15 protein-coding genes are annotated in these 15,214 nt (G+C 74.0%); 9 read left to right on the top strand and 6 right to left on the bottom strand.

Features of this window, described 5'->3' with window-relative positions:
- Positions 1 to 31: 31 nt before the first annotated feature.
- Positions 32 to 595: a hypothetical protein gene (locus tag LBW97_RS01115; protein ID WP_224497563.1), complete on the top strand. Its 564-nt coding sequence runs from the start codon at positions 32 to 34 to the stop codon at positions 593 to 595.
- Between the two features lie 31 nt (positions 596 to 626).
- Here LBW97_RS01115 and LBW97_RS01110 read toward each other — a convergent pair whose 3' ends face one another.
- Positions 627 to 1,421 carry an LON peptidase substrate-binding domain-containing protein gene (locus LBW97_RS01110; RefSeq protein WP_224497562.1) on the bottom strand — a complete coding sequence of 265 codons (795 nt, stop codon included), beginning with the start codon at positions 1,419 to 1,421 and terminating at the stop codon, positions 627 to 629.
- Between the two features lie 129 nt (positions 1,422 to 1,550).
- Between LBW97_RS01110 and hisD the strand changes: the two genes are divergently transcribed.
- From hisD to LBW97_RS01075, 7 genes are all read left to right on the top strand, one after another.
- Entirely contained in the window at positions 1,551 to 2,855 is a 1,305-nt protein-coding gene (gene hisD, locus LBW97_RS01105) for a histidinol dehydrogenase (protein ID WP_224497561.1), read from the top strand.
- Positions 2,852 to 3,979 (top strand): histidinol-phosphate transaminase, encoded by a 1,128-nt coding sequence (locus tag LBW97_RS01100; protein ID WP_224497560.1) that lies wholly within the window; start codon positions 2,852 to 2,854, stop codon positions 3,977 to 3,979. Before hisD ends, LBW97_RS01100 begins: the two co-directional genes overlap by 4 nt.
- Before the next feature lie 5 nt (positions 3,980 to 3,984).
- The gene (hisB, locus tag LBW97_RS01095; RefSeq protein ID WP_113812170.1) at positions 3,985 to 4,581 is read left to right on the top strand and encodes an imidazoleglycerol-phosphate dehydratase HisB; all 597 of its coding nucleotides are present in this window, start codon (positions 3,985 to 3,987) and stop codon (positions 4,579 to 4,581) included.
- A 3-nt stretch (positions 4,582 to 4,584) separates the two neighbouring features.
- Complete coding sequence (locus LBW97_RS01090) at positions 4,585 to 4,758, top strand: hypothetical protein (RefSeq protein ID WP_224497559.1); 174 nt, start codon at positions 4,585 to 4,587, stop codon at positions 4,756 to 4,758.
- 7 nt (positions 4,759 to 4,765) lie between these two features.
- Positions 4,766 to 5,356, top strand: coding sequence for a nucleotidyltransferase family protein (locus LBW97_RS01085; RefSeq protein WP_224497558.1), 591 nt, complete (start codon positions 4,766 to 4,768; stop codon positions 5,354 to 5,356).
- 144 nt (positions 5,357 to 5,500) lie between these two features.
- Positions 5,501 to 6,139: an imidazole glycerol phosphate synthase subunit HisH gene (gene hisH / locus LBW97_RS01080; RefSeq protein WP_224497557.1), complete on the top strand. Its 639-nt coding sequence runs from the start codon at positions 5,501 to 5,503 to the stop codon at positions 6,137 to 6,139.
- 72 nt (positions 6,140 to 6,211) lie between these two features.
- Complete coding sequence (locus LBW97_RS01075) at positions 6,212 to 8,542, top strand: M28 family peptidase (RefSeq protein ID WP_224497556.1); 2,331 nt, start codon at positions 6,212 to 6,214, stop codon at positions 8,540 to 8,542.
- A gap of 6 nt (positions 8,543 to 8,548) precedes the next feature.
- On the opposite strand, the gene LBW97_RS01070 is transcribed toward LBW97_RS01075, so the two are convergent.
- From LBW97_RS01070 to LBW97_RS01060, 3 genes are read right to left on the bottom strand one after another with little or no spacing between them, the layout of a single operon-like run.
- Positions 8,549 to 9,250: a hypothetical protein gene (locus tag LBW97_RS01070; protein WP_224497555.1), complete on the bottom strand. Its 702-nt coding sequence runs from the start codon at positions 9,248 to 9,250 to the stop codon at positions 8,549 to 8,551.
- Positions 9,251 to 9,289: 39 nt separating this feature from the next.
- Positions 9,290 to 9,889 carry a nitroreductase family protein gene (locus LBW97_RS01065; RefSeq protein ID WP_224497554.1) on the bottom strand — a complete coding sequence of 200 codons (600 nt, stop codon included), beginning with the start codon at positions 9,887 to 9,889 and terminating at the stop codon, positions 9,290 to 9,292.
- Between the two features lie 30 nt (positions 9,890 to 9,919).
- Positions 9,920 to 10,468, bottom strand: coding sequence for a TIGR03086 family metal-binding protein (locus tag LBW97_RS01060; RefSeq protein WP_224497553.1), 549 nt, complete (start codon positions 10,466 to 10,468; stop codon positions 9,920 to 9,922).
- Between the two features lie 38 nt (positions 10,469 to 10,506).
- Between LBW97_RS01060 and LBW97_RS01055 the strand changes: the two genes are divergently transcribed.
- Positions 10,507 to 11,346, top strand: a complete 840-nt coding sequence (locus tag LBW97_RS01055; protein ID WP_224497552.1) for a helix-turn-helix transcriptional regulator — start codon at positions 10,507 to 10,509, stop codon at positions 11,344 to 11,346.
- On the opposite strand, the gene LBW97_RS01050 is transcribed toward LBW97_RS01055, so the two are convergent.
- Both LBW97_RS01050 and LBW97_RS01045 read right to left on the bottom strand, forming a co-directional pair.
- Positions 11,328 to 12,356: a lipase gene (locus LBW97_RS01050; RefSeq protein WP_224497551.1), complete on the bottom strand. Its 1,029-nt coding sequence runs from the start codon at positions 12,354 to 12,356 to the stop codon at positions 11,328 to 11,330. The two genes, LBW97_RS01055 and LBW97_RS01050, sit on opposite strands and share 19 nt — an antisense overlap.
- Before the next feature lie 81 nt (positions 12,357 to 12,437).
- Complete coding sequence (locus LBW97_RS01045; protein WP_224497550.1) at positions 12,438 to 15,176, bottom strand: FG-GAP-like repeat-containing protein; 2,739 nt, start codon at positions 15,174 to 15,176, stop codon at positions 12,438 to 12,440.
- Positions 15,177 to 15,214 lie beyond the last annotated feature (38 nt).

The raw sequence follows: 15,214 nt of genomic DNA, 5'->3' as shown, positions 1-15,214 counted from the left end.
ACCTGTGGCGGACGCAGGGTTCACTGGGGGAGTGAGCACGACGCCCCTGGAGGCCCCGCCGCTCCCGGCGCCCTACCCGCAGATCTACTGGCGGGGCTGGCCGGAGGTCCGCGACGACTTCCGCCGGGGTCTCGGGCTGCTCCTGGGCATCGCGCTGGCAGGTGTCCCGGCCGGCCTCCTGTGGTGGCTGCTGGCGCCGAAGGGCGTCTACCGCATCACCGACGAGGGTCCGGTCGCCGTCGGACTGCCGGTGGGGGAGCTGCAGGCGGGCGCGGACGCCGTCTTCGTCCTGGTGCTGCTCGGCCTCGGCCTGCTGGTCGGCGCGGCGTCCTGGGCGCTGCGCAGCCGGCGCGGAGTAGGCACCCTCGGAGTGCTCGCCGTCGGCGGCAGCCTCGCGTCCGTCGTCGCCTGGCAGCTCGGCGAGCTGCTCCGCAGGCCGCCGAGCCGGGCCGACCTGGCTGACGTCGGGGCCACGGTCACCACCGGGCTCTCGCTCGGTTCGCTGCCGGCGCTCGCCGCGACGTCGTTCGCGGCGCTGCTGGCCTACCTGATCTGCGCGATGCTCGCCGCCGACGACGGCCTGAACCGCAGCTAGGCCCGCGCGCTCCGAGGGACGGGGTCCCTCGTCAGTTCACGGTCATCGGGGTGGCGAATTGCTGCAACGGCGCGGGCACCGCGCTCAGCTCCTGCAGCAGCGTCAGCTCCCGGCGCAGCAGCCGGGACTCCGCGGCCAACCGCCGCCGGGTCGCCGACTCGGCCAGCAGCGCCTGCCGGTCCTCGGTGGTGAGCAGCGCCGAGGACGCGACCAGCCAGGAGAGCGCGCTGGGGTCGTCGGCCGCGGCGGCCAGCCGGACGGCCGCCTCCACGCCGTCCCCGTGGGAGCCGGCCCCGAGCGCCGACACCTCCGCCACGTAGCGGGTGAACAGGTCGCCGACGCCGCGGGCGAGCAGGTCGAGGGAGCCGCGGGCCACCGACGAGGCGACCTCGTCGGGGATGGCCAGCCCCGGGGCGTCGGTCACCGACTCGGCGTCCCCGGCCGCCTCCTCGGCGGCCTCCTCCTCGGCCATCCACTCGACCTCCGCCTGGAGATAGGGCGGGTCGTCGCCCACGACGACGTCGAGGATGCGGAAGCGCTCGCCGCCGACGCTCACGATGCGGAACCCGCCGTCGGGCTGCGGCTGGACGCGCTGCAGCCGGGCGGTGCAGCCGATGTCGTAGAGCGCCGCCGCCGGGGCGACGCGCTCGACCTCCCAGCCCTGCCGGATGGCGACCACGCCGAAGAACCGGCGGTCGCCGTGCTCGGGCAGGTCCATGAGGTCGCGCATGAGCCGGCGGTAGCGCGGCTCGAAGATCTGCAGCGGCAGCACCACGCCGGGGAACAGCGGCCGCCCCAGCGGGAACAGCGGGATCAGTTCACCCATCCGGGCAAGCGTACGGCCCGCGGGCACCCCCACCGGGCGGGACGCCCCGGGTGCGCCCCGAGGGCTCCGGAACCGCTGGCTACCCTGAGAAGCCCCGGCACCCCCTGCCCAGATCTCGGAGGCACCCCCGTGCTCGCACGCATCGACCTGCGCGGAAACGCCCTCCCCGGCGTCCGCGAGCTCGCCGGACTGCTGCCCCGGGCCGCCACCGACATCGACTCGGTGCTGGCCACGGTCCGCCCGCTCTGCGAAGACGTCCGGGTCCGCGGCGCCCAGGCGGTCCGCGAGATCACCGCGCGCATCGACGGCGTGGACGCCGAGGACTTCGCCGTCCCCCAGGAGGCGCTGGACCGCGCGCTCGCCGAGTGCGACCCGACGCTGCGGGCGGCGCTGGAAGAGGCCATCTCGCGGGTCAAGAAGGTGCACGAGGACCAGCGGCGCACCGACGTCACCACCCAGGTCGTGCCCGGCGGCACCGTGATGGAGCGCTGGCTGCCGGTCCGCCGCGTCGGCCTCTACGTGCCCGGTGGCCTGGCGCCGCTGCTGTCCAGCGTCGTCATGAACGTCGTTCCCGCCCAGATCGCCGGCGTGGAGTCGATCGCCGTCGCCTCCCCGCCGCAGCGCGACCACGGCGGCCTGCCCGACCCGGGCGTCCTCGCGGCATGTGCGCTGCTGGGCGTCACCGAGGTCTACGCCGTCGGCGGGGCCCAGGCGGTCGCCGTCTTCGGCTACGGCGCCGGCTCCTGCGAGCCGGTGGACATGGTCACCGGTCCGGGCAACGTCTACGTCACCGCCGCCAAGCGGCTGCTGCGCGGGCTCATCGGCATCGACTCCGAGGCCGGCCCGACCGAGGTGGCGATCCTCGCCGACGACACCGCGGACCCGGCGCACGTCGCGGCCGACCTGATCAGCCAGGCCGAGCACGACCCGCTGGCCGGCGCGGTGCTGGTGACGACGAGCGAGGAGCTCGCCGACGCCGTCCTCGCGCTCGTGCCTGGGCAGGTGGCCGCCACCAAGCACTCCGACCGGATCGGCACCGCGCTCGACGGCAGCCAGTCCGGGATCGTCCTCGTCGACGACCTCGAGGCGGGGCTGCGCGTCGTCGACGCCTACGCCGCCGAGCACCTGGAGATCCAGACCCGCAACTCGCGCGAGATCGCCATGCGGGTGCGCAATGCCGGCGCGATCTTCGTCGGCGCCTGGTCGCCGGTGTCGCTGGGCGACTACGCGGCCGGCTCCAACCACGTCCTGCCCACCGGCGGCTGCGCCCGGCACCAGAGCGGGCTGAGCGTGCAGTCCTTCCTGCGCGGCATCCACGTCATCGAGTACGACGAGGCGGCGCTCGCCGAGGTGGCGCCGCACATCGACGCCCTCGCCGGGGCGGAGGACCTCCCCGCCCACGCGGCCGCCGTGCGGATCCGGCAGCGGTCGTGACGTCGCTCGACGGGCTCCCGCTGCGGCCGGAGCTGCGAGGACGTGTGCCCTACGGCGCCCCGCAGCTCCCCGCGCAGCACCGGCTCAACACCAACGAGAACCCGCACCCCCTGCCGGCCGAGCTGCTGGCCGACCTGGGCGCGGCGCTCGGGCACGCGGCCCTCGAGCTCAACCGCTACCCCGACCGGGACGCCGTCGCGCTGCGCACCGATCTGGCGGCCTACCTGACCCGCACCAGCGGCGAGCCGATCGACCCGGCGCAGGTGTGGGCGGCCAACGGCTCCAACGAGGTGCTGCAGCAGATCCTGCAGACGTTCGGCGGCGCCGGTCGCACCGCGCTCGGGTTCACGCCGTCCTACTCGATGCACCCGATCATCTCCGCGGGCACCGGCAGCGGCTGGGTCGACGGGCACCGCGCTGCTGACTTCACCATCGACAGCGCCGCCGCCGTCGCCCAGGTGCGCGAGGAGCGGCCCGACGTCGTCTTCGTGACCAGCCCGAACAACCCGACCGGCACCGCGGTCGACCTGGACACGATCACCGCGCTGTACGAGGCGACCGAAGGCGTCGTCGTCGTCGACGAGGCGTACGCCGAGTTCGCCCGGCCCGGCACGCCGTCGGCGCTGACCCTGCTGCCGGGGCGTCCGCGGCTGATCGTCAGCCGCACCATGAGCAAGGCGTTCGGCATGGCGGGGCTCCGCCTGGGCTATCTCGCCGCCGACCCCGCCGTCGTCGACGCGATCCAGCTCGTGCGGCTGCCGTACCACCTGAGCTCGCTCACGCAGGCGGCCGCGCGGGCGGCGCTCGCGCACACCGACGCCCTGTTGGCGACGGTGGCCGCGGTCATGGAGCAGCGGGACCGGATCGTCGACGCGCTGCCCGGGATGGGGCTCACCAGCGTGCCGAGCGACGCCAACTTCGTACTCTTCGGCCACTTCGCCGACGCGCCCGCCGTCTGGCAGGCGCTGCTGGACCGGGGCGTGCTGGTCCGCGACGTCGGACTGCCCGGCTGGCTGCGGGTCACCGCGGGCACCGCCGAGGAGACCGACGCGTTCCTCACCGCGCTGCGTTCCACCACTACAGGTGAGATCGCGCCGGACCACCGCACGACTCTGGGAGACTGACGTCCATGACCCGCACCGCACGCGTCGAGCGACAGACCAGCGAGACGAAGCTCGTCGTCGAGCTCGACCTCGACGGCACCGGCACCAGCTCGATCAGCACGGGCGTGGGCTTCTACGACCACATGCTCACCGCGCTGTCCAAGCACAGCGGGATCGACCTCTCCGTGCGGGCCGACGGCGACCTGCACATCGACGCGCACCACACCGTCGAGGACGTCGCGATCGCCCTGGGCCAGGCGTTCGCGGAGGCGCTGGGCGACAAGCGCGGCATCACCCGCTACGGCGACGCGACGATCCCGATGGACGAGGTGCTCGCGCAGGCCGCCGTCGACCTCTCCGGCCGGCCGTACTTCGTGCACGCCGAACCCGAGAACATGACGCCGATGATCGGGCCGGACTACCCGACGTCGCTCACCAAGCACGTGCTGGAGTCCTTCGCGTTCAACGCGCGGATCAGCCTGCACGTGCGGGTGCTCTACGCCGGCCGCGACGCCCACCACATCGTGGAGGCGCAGTTCAAGGCGCTGGCCCGCGCGCTGCGCGTCGCCGTCGCCCTCGACCCGCGGGTCACCGACGTCCCGTCCACCAAGGGTGCGCTGTAACCGGTGAACTTCGGTCTGGCCCTGCTCCTGATGGGCGGGTTCCTGCTCGGCGGGGCGTGGAGCATCTGGCGCGCCGACTCCGACACCAAGGGGCGGACGGGTCCGCAGGTCGTCTTCGCCGTGATCCTGCTGGCCGGGGCGGTGCTGGCCAGCGTCTCGGGCATCCTCCGGATGTGAGCCGGGCGTGCCCGGAGGCGACGAGGAGCGCTTCCTCGGCATCGTGACGGCCGACCCGACGGTGCGGGCGGTGCTGGAGCGGGCGCCCGTGCTCGGCCTGACGGACTGGTGGCTGACCGCCGGCGTGCTCTTCCAGACGGTGTGGAACTCGCTCACCGGCAGGCCGCCGGGCACCGGCATCCGCGACGCCGACTTCTTCTACTTCGACGCCGACACGTCGTGGGAGGCGGAGGACGCCGTCATCCGCGCGGGGGCGGAGCTCTTCGCCGATCTGCCGGTGCCGGTGGAGATCCGCAACGAGGCGCGGGTGCACCTCTGGTACGAGCAGAAGTTCGGGGTGCCGGCGGAGCCCTTCCGCGACTGCGCCGACGCGATCGACCACTTCGCCGCCGTGTGCTGCTGCTACGGGATCCGGGTGGACGGCGCGGGCGCGGTCGAGGTCTACGCCCCGCACGGCTACGACGACCTCTTCGACCTGGTGGTCCGTCCCAACCGGCGCCTCGCCCCGCGGCACGTCTACGAGGCCAAGGCCGCGCGGTGGAAGCAGCAGTGGCCCGAGCTCACCGTGCTGCCGTGGGAACCGGCTCCCACGGACTGACCCGGCCGACTCCGGGAGGACCTCCGAACCACACGAACTCGTGGCCATCACCGCCTGATGGCCACGAGTTCGTGCAGTTCGGCACTGTGCGCCCGGGCGGGAATCCCGTCGGCCGCCGAATTGCTGGTCGGTAGCGTGGCAGGTGTGAAGAAGGTGGCGGTCCTCGACTACGGCTCGGGCAACCTGCGTTCGGCCGAGCGCGCGCTCCAGCGGGTCGGCGCCGACGTGACGGTGACCGCGGACGCCGACGTGGCGCTCGCGGCCGACGGCCTCGTCGTGCCCGGCGTCGGTGCGTTCGCGGCCTGCATGACCGGGCTGGACGCCGTGCAGGGACGCCGGATCATCGGCCGCCGCCTCGCCGGCGGCCGCCCCGTGCTGGGCATCTGCGTCGGCATGCAGATCCTCTTCGAGCGCGGCGTCGAGCACGGCGTGGACTCCGAGGGCGTCGGCGAGTGGCCCGGCGTCGTCGAGCAGCTCAAGGCGCCGGTCCTCCCGCACATGGGCTGGAACACCGTGCAGGCCGCTCCGGGCAGTGCGCTCTTCGCCGGCCTCGAGGACGAGCGCTTCTACTTCGTGCACTCCTACGGCGTGCGCGAGTTCCCCCTCGCCGAGGACGGCGTCACGGCGCCGCTCGCTCCACCGAAGGTGACCTGGGCCGAGCACGGCGACCACTTCGTCGCCGGCGTGGAGAACGCGGCGCTCTCGGCGACGCAGTTCCACCCGGAGAAGAGCGGCGACGCCGGCGCGCAGCTGCTCACCAACTGGCTGAACACCCTCGACTGAGCCTCCCCGCGCGGAAGGACGTCGTCACCTAGGGTTCCCCGGACCCGTTCCGGTGCTGCCCTGGAGGTCGGCGTGCCCGCTCCGCGTCCTGCCCACGACGGTCGGCCGGGCCGTCTCGCGGGCCTGCTCACCGCCGTCCTGCTACTGGCGCTGAGCGTCTGGACCGTCGCGAGCCTCCAGCCCCCGGACCCCCGGCCGGCCGACGCCCCGGCTGCCGAGTTCAGCGCCGAGCGCGCTTTCGCACACGTCGAGCGGATCGCCGAGGCCCCGCACGTCGCCGGCAGCCCGGAGAACGACGTCGTCGTCGCCGGCCTGGTCGAGACGCTCACCGACCTGGGCCTGGACACCCGGGTGCAGAACGCCGTCGGAGCGCGCGAGGGGGCACCGGGCGAGGCCGGGATGGCCCGGGTCCGCAACGTCGTGGCCGTGCTGCCCGGGACCGACCCGACCGGCCGGCTCTACCTGATGGCGCACCACGACTCGGCCGAAGCCGGGCCCGGAGCAGCCGACGACGCGGCCGGCGTCGCCGCGCTGCTGGAGTCGGTGCGCGCGCTCACCGCCGGCCCGGCGCTGCGCAACGACGTCGTCGTGGTGCTCACCGACGCGGAGGAGGCCTGCCTCTGCGGTGCGGACGCGTTCGCCGCCTCGCACCCGCTGGCCACGGGCGGCGTGGTCCTCAACTTCGAGGCCCGCGGCACCAGCGGCCCGCCGATCATGTTCGAGACGTCGCTCGGCAACGCCGGCCTCGCTGCCGCCTTCGCCGAGGCCGCGGAGCACCCGGTGGCCAGCAGCTTCGCCGTGGAGGTCTACCGCGCGCTGCCCAACGACACCGACTTCAGCGTGCTGCTGGCCGACGGCGACTTCACCGGCATGAACACCGCCTTCATCGACGGCGCCGCCGGCTACCACTCGCCGCAGGACACCCCCGACCGGCTGGACCGCGGAACCCTGCAGGCCCTGGGTGACAACGCGCTGGCCCTGACCCGCTCGCTCGGCGACCGGGACCTGACCGTCCTCGCCGAGCCCGCGGACGGCGACGCCACCTACTTCCCGCTGCCCGGCATGCTGGCGCAGTACCCGGGCACCTTCGTGTGGCCGCTCGCCGGGGCAGCTCTGGTCGCCGTCGCCGGGCTCGCGCTGGTGCTGCGGGTGCGCGGGATCAGCTCGCTGCGCCGCAGCGCCGGCGGTGCGCTGCTGGCTCTGCTGCCGCTCGCCCTCGGCCCGCTGGCGGCCCAGGGGCTGTGGCAGCTGCTGGTCCTCGCGCGCCCCGGGTACGCCACGATGCTCGACCCCTGGCGCCCCGGCTGGTTCCGGCTGGCCGCGGTCGCCGTCGTCCTGCTCGTGGTGCTGCTCTGGTACGCCCTGCTGCGCCGCCGAGTGGGGACGGCACCGCTGGCGGTGGGCGCACTGACGTGGCTCGCCGTCGTCGCCGCGGTGCTCGCCGCCGTGGCGCCGGGCGGCTCCTACCTGGCCGCCTGGCCCGCCCTGGTCGGTGCGCTGACCGGGATCGTCGCCGCGCTGACGTCCTCGCGCGTGGTCCGGGTCGGCGCCGCGCTGCTCACCGGTGCGGCGGCGGTCCTGGTGCTCGCGCCCACCGCCGCGCTCTTCTTCCCTGCGCTCGGGCTCTCGCAGGCGCTCGCCCCGTCGGTGGTCGTCGTCCTCGCCGCCCTCGCGCTGCTCCCGGCCGTGGAGCTGCTCTTCCCCGATCCCGGCGAGCGGGCCCGGCTCGCGGCGACCGGGGTGCCGGCGGCGGCGCTCGTCGCCGCCGTCTTCTGCACGGGCACCGGGTTGACCGTGGACCGCTTCGACGCCGCGCACCCGGTGCCTAGCCGGCTGGGCTACCTGCTGGACGCCGACGCCGGCGAGGCGCGCTGGGTGACCACCGAGACGCCGCCGGGGGAGTGGACCGCCGGTTTCGTCGACGGTCGCGGCACCCTCGGCGCGGACTACCCGTACTTCGCCGGCCGCGAGGTGCAGACCGGTCCCGCCGAGGCCGCCGACCTGTCGGCGCCGGAGGTCACCGTCGTCTCCGACACCGTGCTCGGCGAGCGCCGCGAGATCACCGTGCGGGTCACGCCCCGGCGCGACGACGTCCGGCTCGTCGACCTCGCCCTGGCCGTCGACGGCGGCAGCGTCGTCCGCGGCCGGATCGGTGGCCGAGCCGTGCCCGAGGGCGCGCTCGGCGAGGACTTCCTGCGGATCACGTTCCACGCACCGCCGGCCGACGGGCTGCAGGCCGCCTTCACCGTCGAGGGCGACGGTCCGGTGCGGCTGCGCGCGACCGACGCGAGCAACGGGCTCACCGGTCTCCCCGGCTACGAGGAGCGGCCGGAGGACGTCGACACCGCCGGCACGCACGGCGCGGACCTGGTGCTGGTCACGGGGGTCACCCAACTGGGCTGAGCGGCGTCAGCTCGCGAGTGGATCGGTGACGAACTCGAGGAACTGCTGACCCCACTGCGTGATCCGCGCCTTGTAGAGACTGTCGCCTGTCATCACCGCGTTGAGGCCGGGCGCGTTGATCAGGCCGTCGCGTCCAAGGTCCGCTATCGCAAGATCAAGGACGATCTGTCGGTTGGCGAGTTCGGGGATCCCAGCCTCAATCACCGATGCAAGTCCTCCGCTGAGCAGATTCAGCTTGGGAATCTGGTGGCGCGTAAACCAGTCGCCAGGGTCTGCCAGGAAGCTGAGCAGTATGAGGTGGGTGGGCGTGTAGTCATCGATCAGCCGCATGAAGATGGACTGCTCTTCTGCGTTCGGGGCCCCCGGTAGCGCCGAATTGAGTACAGCGTTTCGCAGCGCCTCCCGCTTCTCCGTCAAGGAGGATCGCTCGGCGATGCGCGTGGCTGCCGCGACCGCGTCCAGGAACCGATCCTCATGGGTCAAGGCAACGAGCTCGAGGTCTTCCACCCTGTCCACTAGGTCCTCCACTGCTGCGCCGAGGTCTCGAAGCCAAGCCTGCAGCCGTTGGTCATAGGCATGGGAGATGGCGTAGTCGAATGCCACTCCTGCGGGGCCGCCGACGACAGGGACCGCTGAGATGGCGCCTTCGACGGCCTTCTCGACGATCTCCTGGCCGGTCGACTTGTCGGGGATGGGGCCGAGAGTCATGCGGTATCCCTACCGGGAGCCACGTCGAGTGGCCACCGGTCACCAGCGACCGCGGTGCACGACCTCGTCGACGCCGCGGCGCCCGCGCTTCAGTGACGGCGACCGCCGGTCCTCGGCACCGGGGTAGCCGACGGAGACGCAGCCGACCGGCCGGTACTCCTCGGGCACCCCGAACGCGGCGCGGAATGCCTCCACCCGCTCGGCCGGCACACCGAAGAAGCACGCGCCCAGCCCCTCGTCGACGGCGGTGAGCAGCATCAGCAGCGAGGCCATGCCGGCGTCGACGTCCCAGTAGGGCACCGGCCAGCGGCCCTCGTCGCGATCGGTCCAGCCCTTGTCCGGCTCGGCGTAGCGGTCCAGGTAGGCGGCCTTGTTCGCCAGCGGCACGATCAGCAGGGGCGCCCGGCGCATGCGGGTCAGCCAGCGGTCGGGAGCCCCCTCGCTGGTCGTCGCCGCCCAGAACCGGTCGCGCTCCTCGGCCGACTCGAGCACCAGGAAGGCCCAGCCCTGGCTGAACCCGGCCGACGGCGCCCGGATCGCGTGCTCCAGCAGCCGGTCCCGCACCTCGGGGGACACGGGCCGGTCGGGGTCGTAGTCGCGGACCATGCGGCGGCGGCGGACGACGTCGGCGAACTCCACGCCGTCCACCCTGTCATCCGCGCGACCGGGTCAGGCCGCCCGGCCGAGACGGGCGAGCACGCGGGTCGCCCGGTCCGCGTCCTCCGGCACCTCGACGGCGGGCCGGCAGATCCCGTCCATGTAGAGCGCGGGGCCGAAGCTGTCGGCGCCGGCCTCCATCCGGTCCAGCTCCCCGTCGGTCAGCGCAGGGTCCGCGCCCACGGCCCGGGCGACGTCCCAACGGTGCCCGAGCATGTCCCAGACGTAGAACTGGAGGAAGGCGGCGCCCACGGTCGTCCGGCCGAAGAAGCCGTCGAACTCCCGCGCGGGCACGGAGTCGTCGGCGAGCGCCTCGGCCACCCGCGCCGCGTGCACCCGCCAGGCGGCGGCGGGGTCGGCGGCCACCTCGGGTGCCGGCCCCGCGTCCACGCCGTGCGTGCCGAGGAAGTCCCGCTGGGTGTCGATCAGGTGACCGACGACGTCGGCGGCGGTCCAGCCCTCGCAGGGCGAGACGCTCGACCAGGCGGCGGCGGGCACGCCGTCGAGGAGCGCGGTGAGGGGGCGGTCGGCGGCGGCGAACTGCGCGGCGGTCTCGTTCATGCCCCGGAACCTAGGGACGTGCGGCAGGCTCGGTCTTGATGAAACCCGACAGCCGCGAGCCGATGGACTCCATCGAGCGGGCTCACCTCAAGGACCCCGACGACGCCTCGCACGTGATGTACCGCTACTCGACGCCGCCGGAGTTCGACGGGTTGCTGCAGCGGTTCTGGATCCCGGTCTGGTCGGTGCCGCCGGGGCAGGAGGCGCCGCAGCGGGTGCTGCAGTACCCGGTGTCCCTCGTGGTCGTGGCGAGCGACTACGCCCGGTTCTACGGCGTCGTCTCCGGGCTCTCCACCACGACGCTGAGCGGAACCGGCTGGGCGTTCGGCGTCATGTGCGCGCCGGCGGCGGGGGCGCTGATCGCCGGCGGCCCGATGAGCGCATACACCGACCGGTACGTCGACGTGGTCGACGTCCTGGGCGCCGAGGGCGAGCGCCTGACCACCCGGGTCCGCGCGGCCATGGCGGACGACCCGCACGCGGAGGGCTCGCACGCTGCCGCCATGGCGGCGTTCGGCGACGCGCTGCGGCCGCTGCTGCCGATCGACGACGAGGGCCGGCTGGTCAACGACGTCGTCGCCTTCGTCGAGGGCGACCGTGAGGTCATCCGGGTGGCCCAGGTGTGCGACCGCTTCGACCTCTCCGAGCGGGCGCTGCAGCGGCTGGTGCAGCGCCGGATCGGGTTGAGCCCGAAGTGGCTGATCCAGCGGCGGCGGCTGCAGGAGGCCGCCGAGCGGCTGCGCGCCGGATCGGACGGCCTCGGGGAGGTGGCGGCGGTGCTGGGCTACGCCGACCAGGCGCACTTCACCCGCGACTTCGCGCGGATCACGACGATGACGCCGGGGGAGTTCGCCGGCCGTCAGCGGCGGAACACGTAGGGCTTGAGCGGCGGCTCGGCCGGCACGTCGGGAGCGTTCCCCGCGGGGTTGCCGGCGTAGGCGACCATCTCGAGGAAGTCGGGAACGGCCGTCGCCGGGTTCACCCCCGGCTGGAACGGCTGCGCGCACACGAGGGGGGAGATGCGCGCGCGCTTCGCCGGGCCCTCGTGGTCCAGGGCGTCGGCGACGAGGGCGTAGCCGACGGCGTCCGAGCTGCCGATCTGGAAGTGGTCGGCGACGTGGCCGGGGCACACCTCCTGCAACGCGATGTTCGCGATCCGGCCCTTTCCGGTGCGCAGCGGGGAGCTGGCCCCGGGGCCGACGTTCGGGACGACGACCTCGTCGGTGTTCGTGTAGGCGACCGTGTAGTCGATGCCGGCGAAGGTCTCGGCGCCGCTGTTGAGCGCCTGCAGGAACCGTGACCGCGAGGCCTGCTGGTGGAACGACGGGTTGCAGGGCCGGCGGCAGGCGATGTCGGCGACGAGGGTGCCGTGGTTGGACGGGCTCAGGCCGATGACGTCGTCGACGAGCGCGCGGGTGTCCGGCCAGAAGCGCAGCGCCCACCGCGGCACCATGCCGCCCTGGCTGAACCCGACGACGTCGACGTCGCGGCGCGCCTGGGTGCTCATGGTGCGCAGCGCGTGCACCACGTACTCGCCGGCGACCTGGATGTCGCCGGTGGCGTCGAACGGCAGCGTGACGCTGCACCAGCGGCGGCCCGCCTGGTCGAAGGCCCGCTGGTAGTTCCAGTCGAAGTTGACCTCGGGCGTCAGCGTCGTGCCCGGCACCAGCAGGATCGGATCGCGCTTCAGCTTGTCCAGCCGGCCGTTGCAGCGGAGCGACCTCTGCAGGTCGGCCGTCGGCACGCTCAGCCGGGGTCCGCGCTGGTCCAGCGACGCGAACTCGCCGGTGGCGGAACCGCGGTGCGGAGTGGCGGAGGCGGTGCCGACGCCGGCGGCGAGCAGCGCCGCGACCAGCAGGACGAGCAGGCGGAACCGGGGCAGGCGCACGAGCGTCTCCAACTTCTGGGTCCGCCGCGTCGCGCACCCGCGAGGACAACGAGACGACCGCGACCAGGTTGCGCCCCCACCTCACCGGTAGGTGACGCTCACCGCCCCGGTCCGGGAGTTCCAGGTCAGCGATCCGCCCTGGAAGTCGGTGCGCCGGCTGCCGGTCACCGCGTACTCGTCGCGGGTGGGCAGGCCCAGCCGCGAGCCGGGGCCGCCCAGCTCGGTGTACCGCCGCCCGATGGAGCCGTAGACGGAGTGCGTGCCGGTCGTGGCGCCGGTGTAGATCGCGCCGTAGTTCTGGAAGGTCGTGTACCGGGCGCCGGACGCCGTCGTCCGCTCACTGGCCGTGGGATAGCCCAGCGGACCGCGCTCCCAGCCGGTCGAGGCCCACAGCGACCGGGCCGCGCCGGTGACGGCGTGCGCCTTGGTGGCCGACGACCAGTAGATCGAGGCGTTCCCGGCGAAGTGGTTGTACCGGCCACGGCCGTCGGGGGTGCCCAGCTCGTCGGTCGTGGGGACGCCGTGCGGCCAGCCGAGTCCGCCCAGCGCCGTCCAGCGGTCCTCGATCGAGCCCTGCACCATCTTCGCCCCGCCGGTCGGCGTCCAGGTGACCACGCCGTTGACGAACGTGGAGTACCGCGTGACCCCGTCCGGGCCGCTGCGCTCGTCGGCGGTCGGGTAGCCGACCGGGCTGCGCTCCCTGCCCCGGTTGGCCCAGTGCTGACGGATCGACCCCTGTACGACCCACGCTCCGGTGGCCTGCGTCCAGTAGATCGACGCCGAGCCGAGGTCGTTGTACCGCCCGAGCCCGTCCGGCGTGGTCCGCTCGTCGGTCGTGGGAGCACCCAGCGCGCGGTGGCCACCGAGCGCCAGGTACTTGGTCAGGACGGGCCCGGCCATGAGGCGCACGCCGGTCGACGGCGACGAGTACAGGCGGCCGTTCGCGTACTGCTGCCAGGCGACCAGCCCGTCGGTCTGCTCGGCGCCGACCGGAGCGCCGAGGCGGGTGCGGAGCGCCGGCTCGGCGGCGTAGCGAGCGGCGATGCCGCTGGCGACCGGCTGCGCGCAGGGCCCGCCCACGACCAGGCTCTGGTTCACCGCGACACCGGTCAGGTCGGTCGCGCCGGTGGGGGAGCCCGCCGGCGGCAGCACCCGGACGTCGACCGTCGCCGGGCCGGCCGAACCCAACCCGAACCGCGCCTCGACCGGAACGGCGGAGGTGTACCCGTCGGTGGCCAGGACGGTGCGCCGGCCGAGGAGTCGCCCGGGATCGCCCAGGCCGCCGGCGGCGTAGACCTCGACCACGGCACCCGGCCCGGTGAAGCTGCGGCTGTCCAGGCCGACGGAGAGCCAGCTCCGGCTCGCCGAGGCCCCGCTGAACAGCCGGACCCCGGTGCCGGTGAAGAAGTAGTCGCCGACGACGTCGAGCCGGCCGTCGCGGTCGTAGTCGGCCCAGGGGGTGGCCACCCACGCCATCGAGGCGTTCGGCGTCGTCGGGCCCTTCACCGCGGCGATCGCGGGGGGCCGGGTGAACTGCGGAACGCCGTCGGCGGTGGTGGCGCCGGTTCCGCGGAACACCGCCGGAACGGCCGCGCCCAGCGACGTGCCGCTGGAGACGCCGGCGAGGATGTCGACGACGCCGTCGTTGTCCATGTCCTGCGCGTGCACCGGCGCCGACTTCGAGTCGATCCTCAGCGGCAGGCCGGCTGCCGCCGTCTCGTCGGTGAACCGCGGCAGGCCTGCCGAGTCCGGGCCCCGGTTGAGCAGCAGCCGCACCGGCGGCACCTCGTTGCCGGAGTGCTCGACGCTGATGTAGTGGGCGCCGAGCAGCAGGTCCAGGCGGCCGTCGCCGTTCAGGTCGGCGCTGGAGGAGCCGGTGTAGAAGTCGTTGACCAGCGCGCCCGGGCCCTTGTCGACCGGAGGGGGACCGGCCGGGACGTTGCGGCTCGCCTCGACGAAACCGCCACCGGCCCGGCGGACGAACAGCCGGTCGCTGCCCGCGACGAAGAGGTCGGCCAGGCCGTCGCCGGTGAGGTCGGTGGTGGTGGCGGAGAACCCCTCGACGTCGAGCGGAAGGCCGGCAGCGGCGGTCACGTCGGTCCAGGTCGCCCCGAGCGAACCGGGGTTGCGCAGCAGCCGGCTGGAGGCGCCGGAGTACCGGTCCTGCACGAAGTAGAGGTCCAGGTGGCCGTCGGCGTCGTAGTCCAGGACGCCGACGCTGCGCCCGCCGAGGCGGCCGCCGGGGCCGGCGGGCAGCGCGGCCGTCCGGACGAACTTCCCGCCGTCGTTGCGCAGCAGCACGGTGTTGCCGGCGGTGGCCCGGTCGAACTTCGCCTCGGCGAACCGGGAGACCACGAGGTCGTCGTCGCCGTCGCGGTCGAGGTCGGTGAACACGACCCCCGACGTCCACCCGACCAGGCTCGGGAACGTGGTGTCGACCCGGAAGCCGTTGCCGGTGTTGATCAGCAGCCGGTCGGGCTGGTAGTCGTTCCGCGGGTCGGTCCACGCAGGGTTCTGCATGAGCGGCGGATAGGCGGCGTAGGTGCCCAGGAAGAGGTCGAGCAGACCGTCGCCGTTGGCGTCACCCCACCCGGCCGCGTGGCCGTAGCGCCCGCGCAGCACCTCGGGCGGGAGCTGGGCGGTGCGGTCGGTGAAGGACGGCGCGGTCGAGCCGGCTGCCGGGGCGGCGGTGTAGCAGGTGGTCACGACCGGCGCGGCCGACGCCGTGCCGGCCGGCAGCGCGACGGCGAGCGCCGCGGCGGTCGCCACGGCGGAGAGCGATCCGAGGACGGCGCGCGGACGGAACCGATGGAACTCCACGCGAACCCCCGTTGCGCCGTGTGCCTCGAAGCGGCTCG

This window comes from Blastococcus sp. LR1, from assembly GCF_020166105.1.
Taxonomy (GTDB): Bacteria; Actinomycetota; Actinomycetes; order Mycobacteriales; family Geodermatophilaceae; genus Blastococcus.
Note: the sequence above shows the minus strand (reverse complement) of the source record. Positions and strands in the feature narration are given on the sequence as shown.

Bases quoted from the DNA above. Each gene is read 5' to 3' on its own strand.
- LBW97_RS01110 (WP_224497562.1), bottom strand. From the start codon at position 1,421: ATGGGTGAACTGATCCCGCTGTTCCCGCTGGGGCGGCCGCTGTTCCCC.
- hisB (WP_113812170.1), top strand. From the start codon at position 3,985: ATGACCCGCACCGCACGCGTCGAGCGACAGACCAGCGAGACGAAGCTC.
- LBW97_RS01070 (WP_224497555.1), bottom strand. From the start codon at position 9,250: ATGACTCTCGGCCCCATCCCCGACAAGTCGACCGGCCAGGAGATCGTC.
- LBW97_RS01060 (WP_224497553.1), bottom strand. From the start codon at position 10,468: ATGAACGAGACCGCCGCGCAGTTCGCCGCCGCCGACCGCCCCCTCACC.
- LBW97_RS01055 (WP_224497552.1), top strand. From the start codon at position 10,507: ATGAAACCCGACAGCCGCGAGCCGATGGACTCCATCGAGCGGGCTCAC.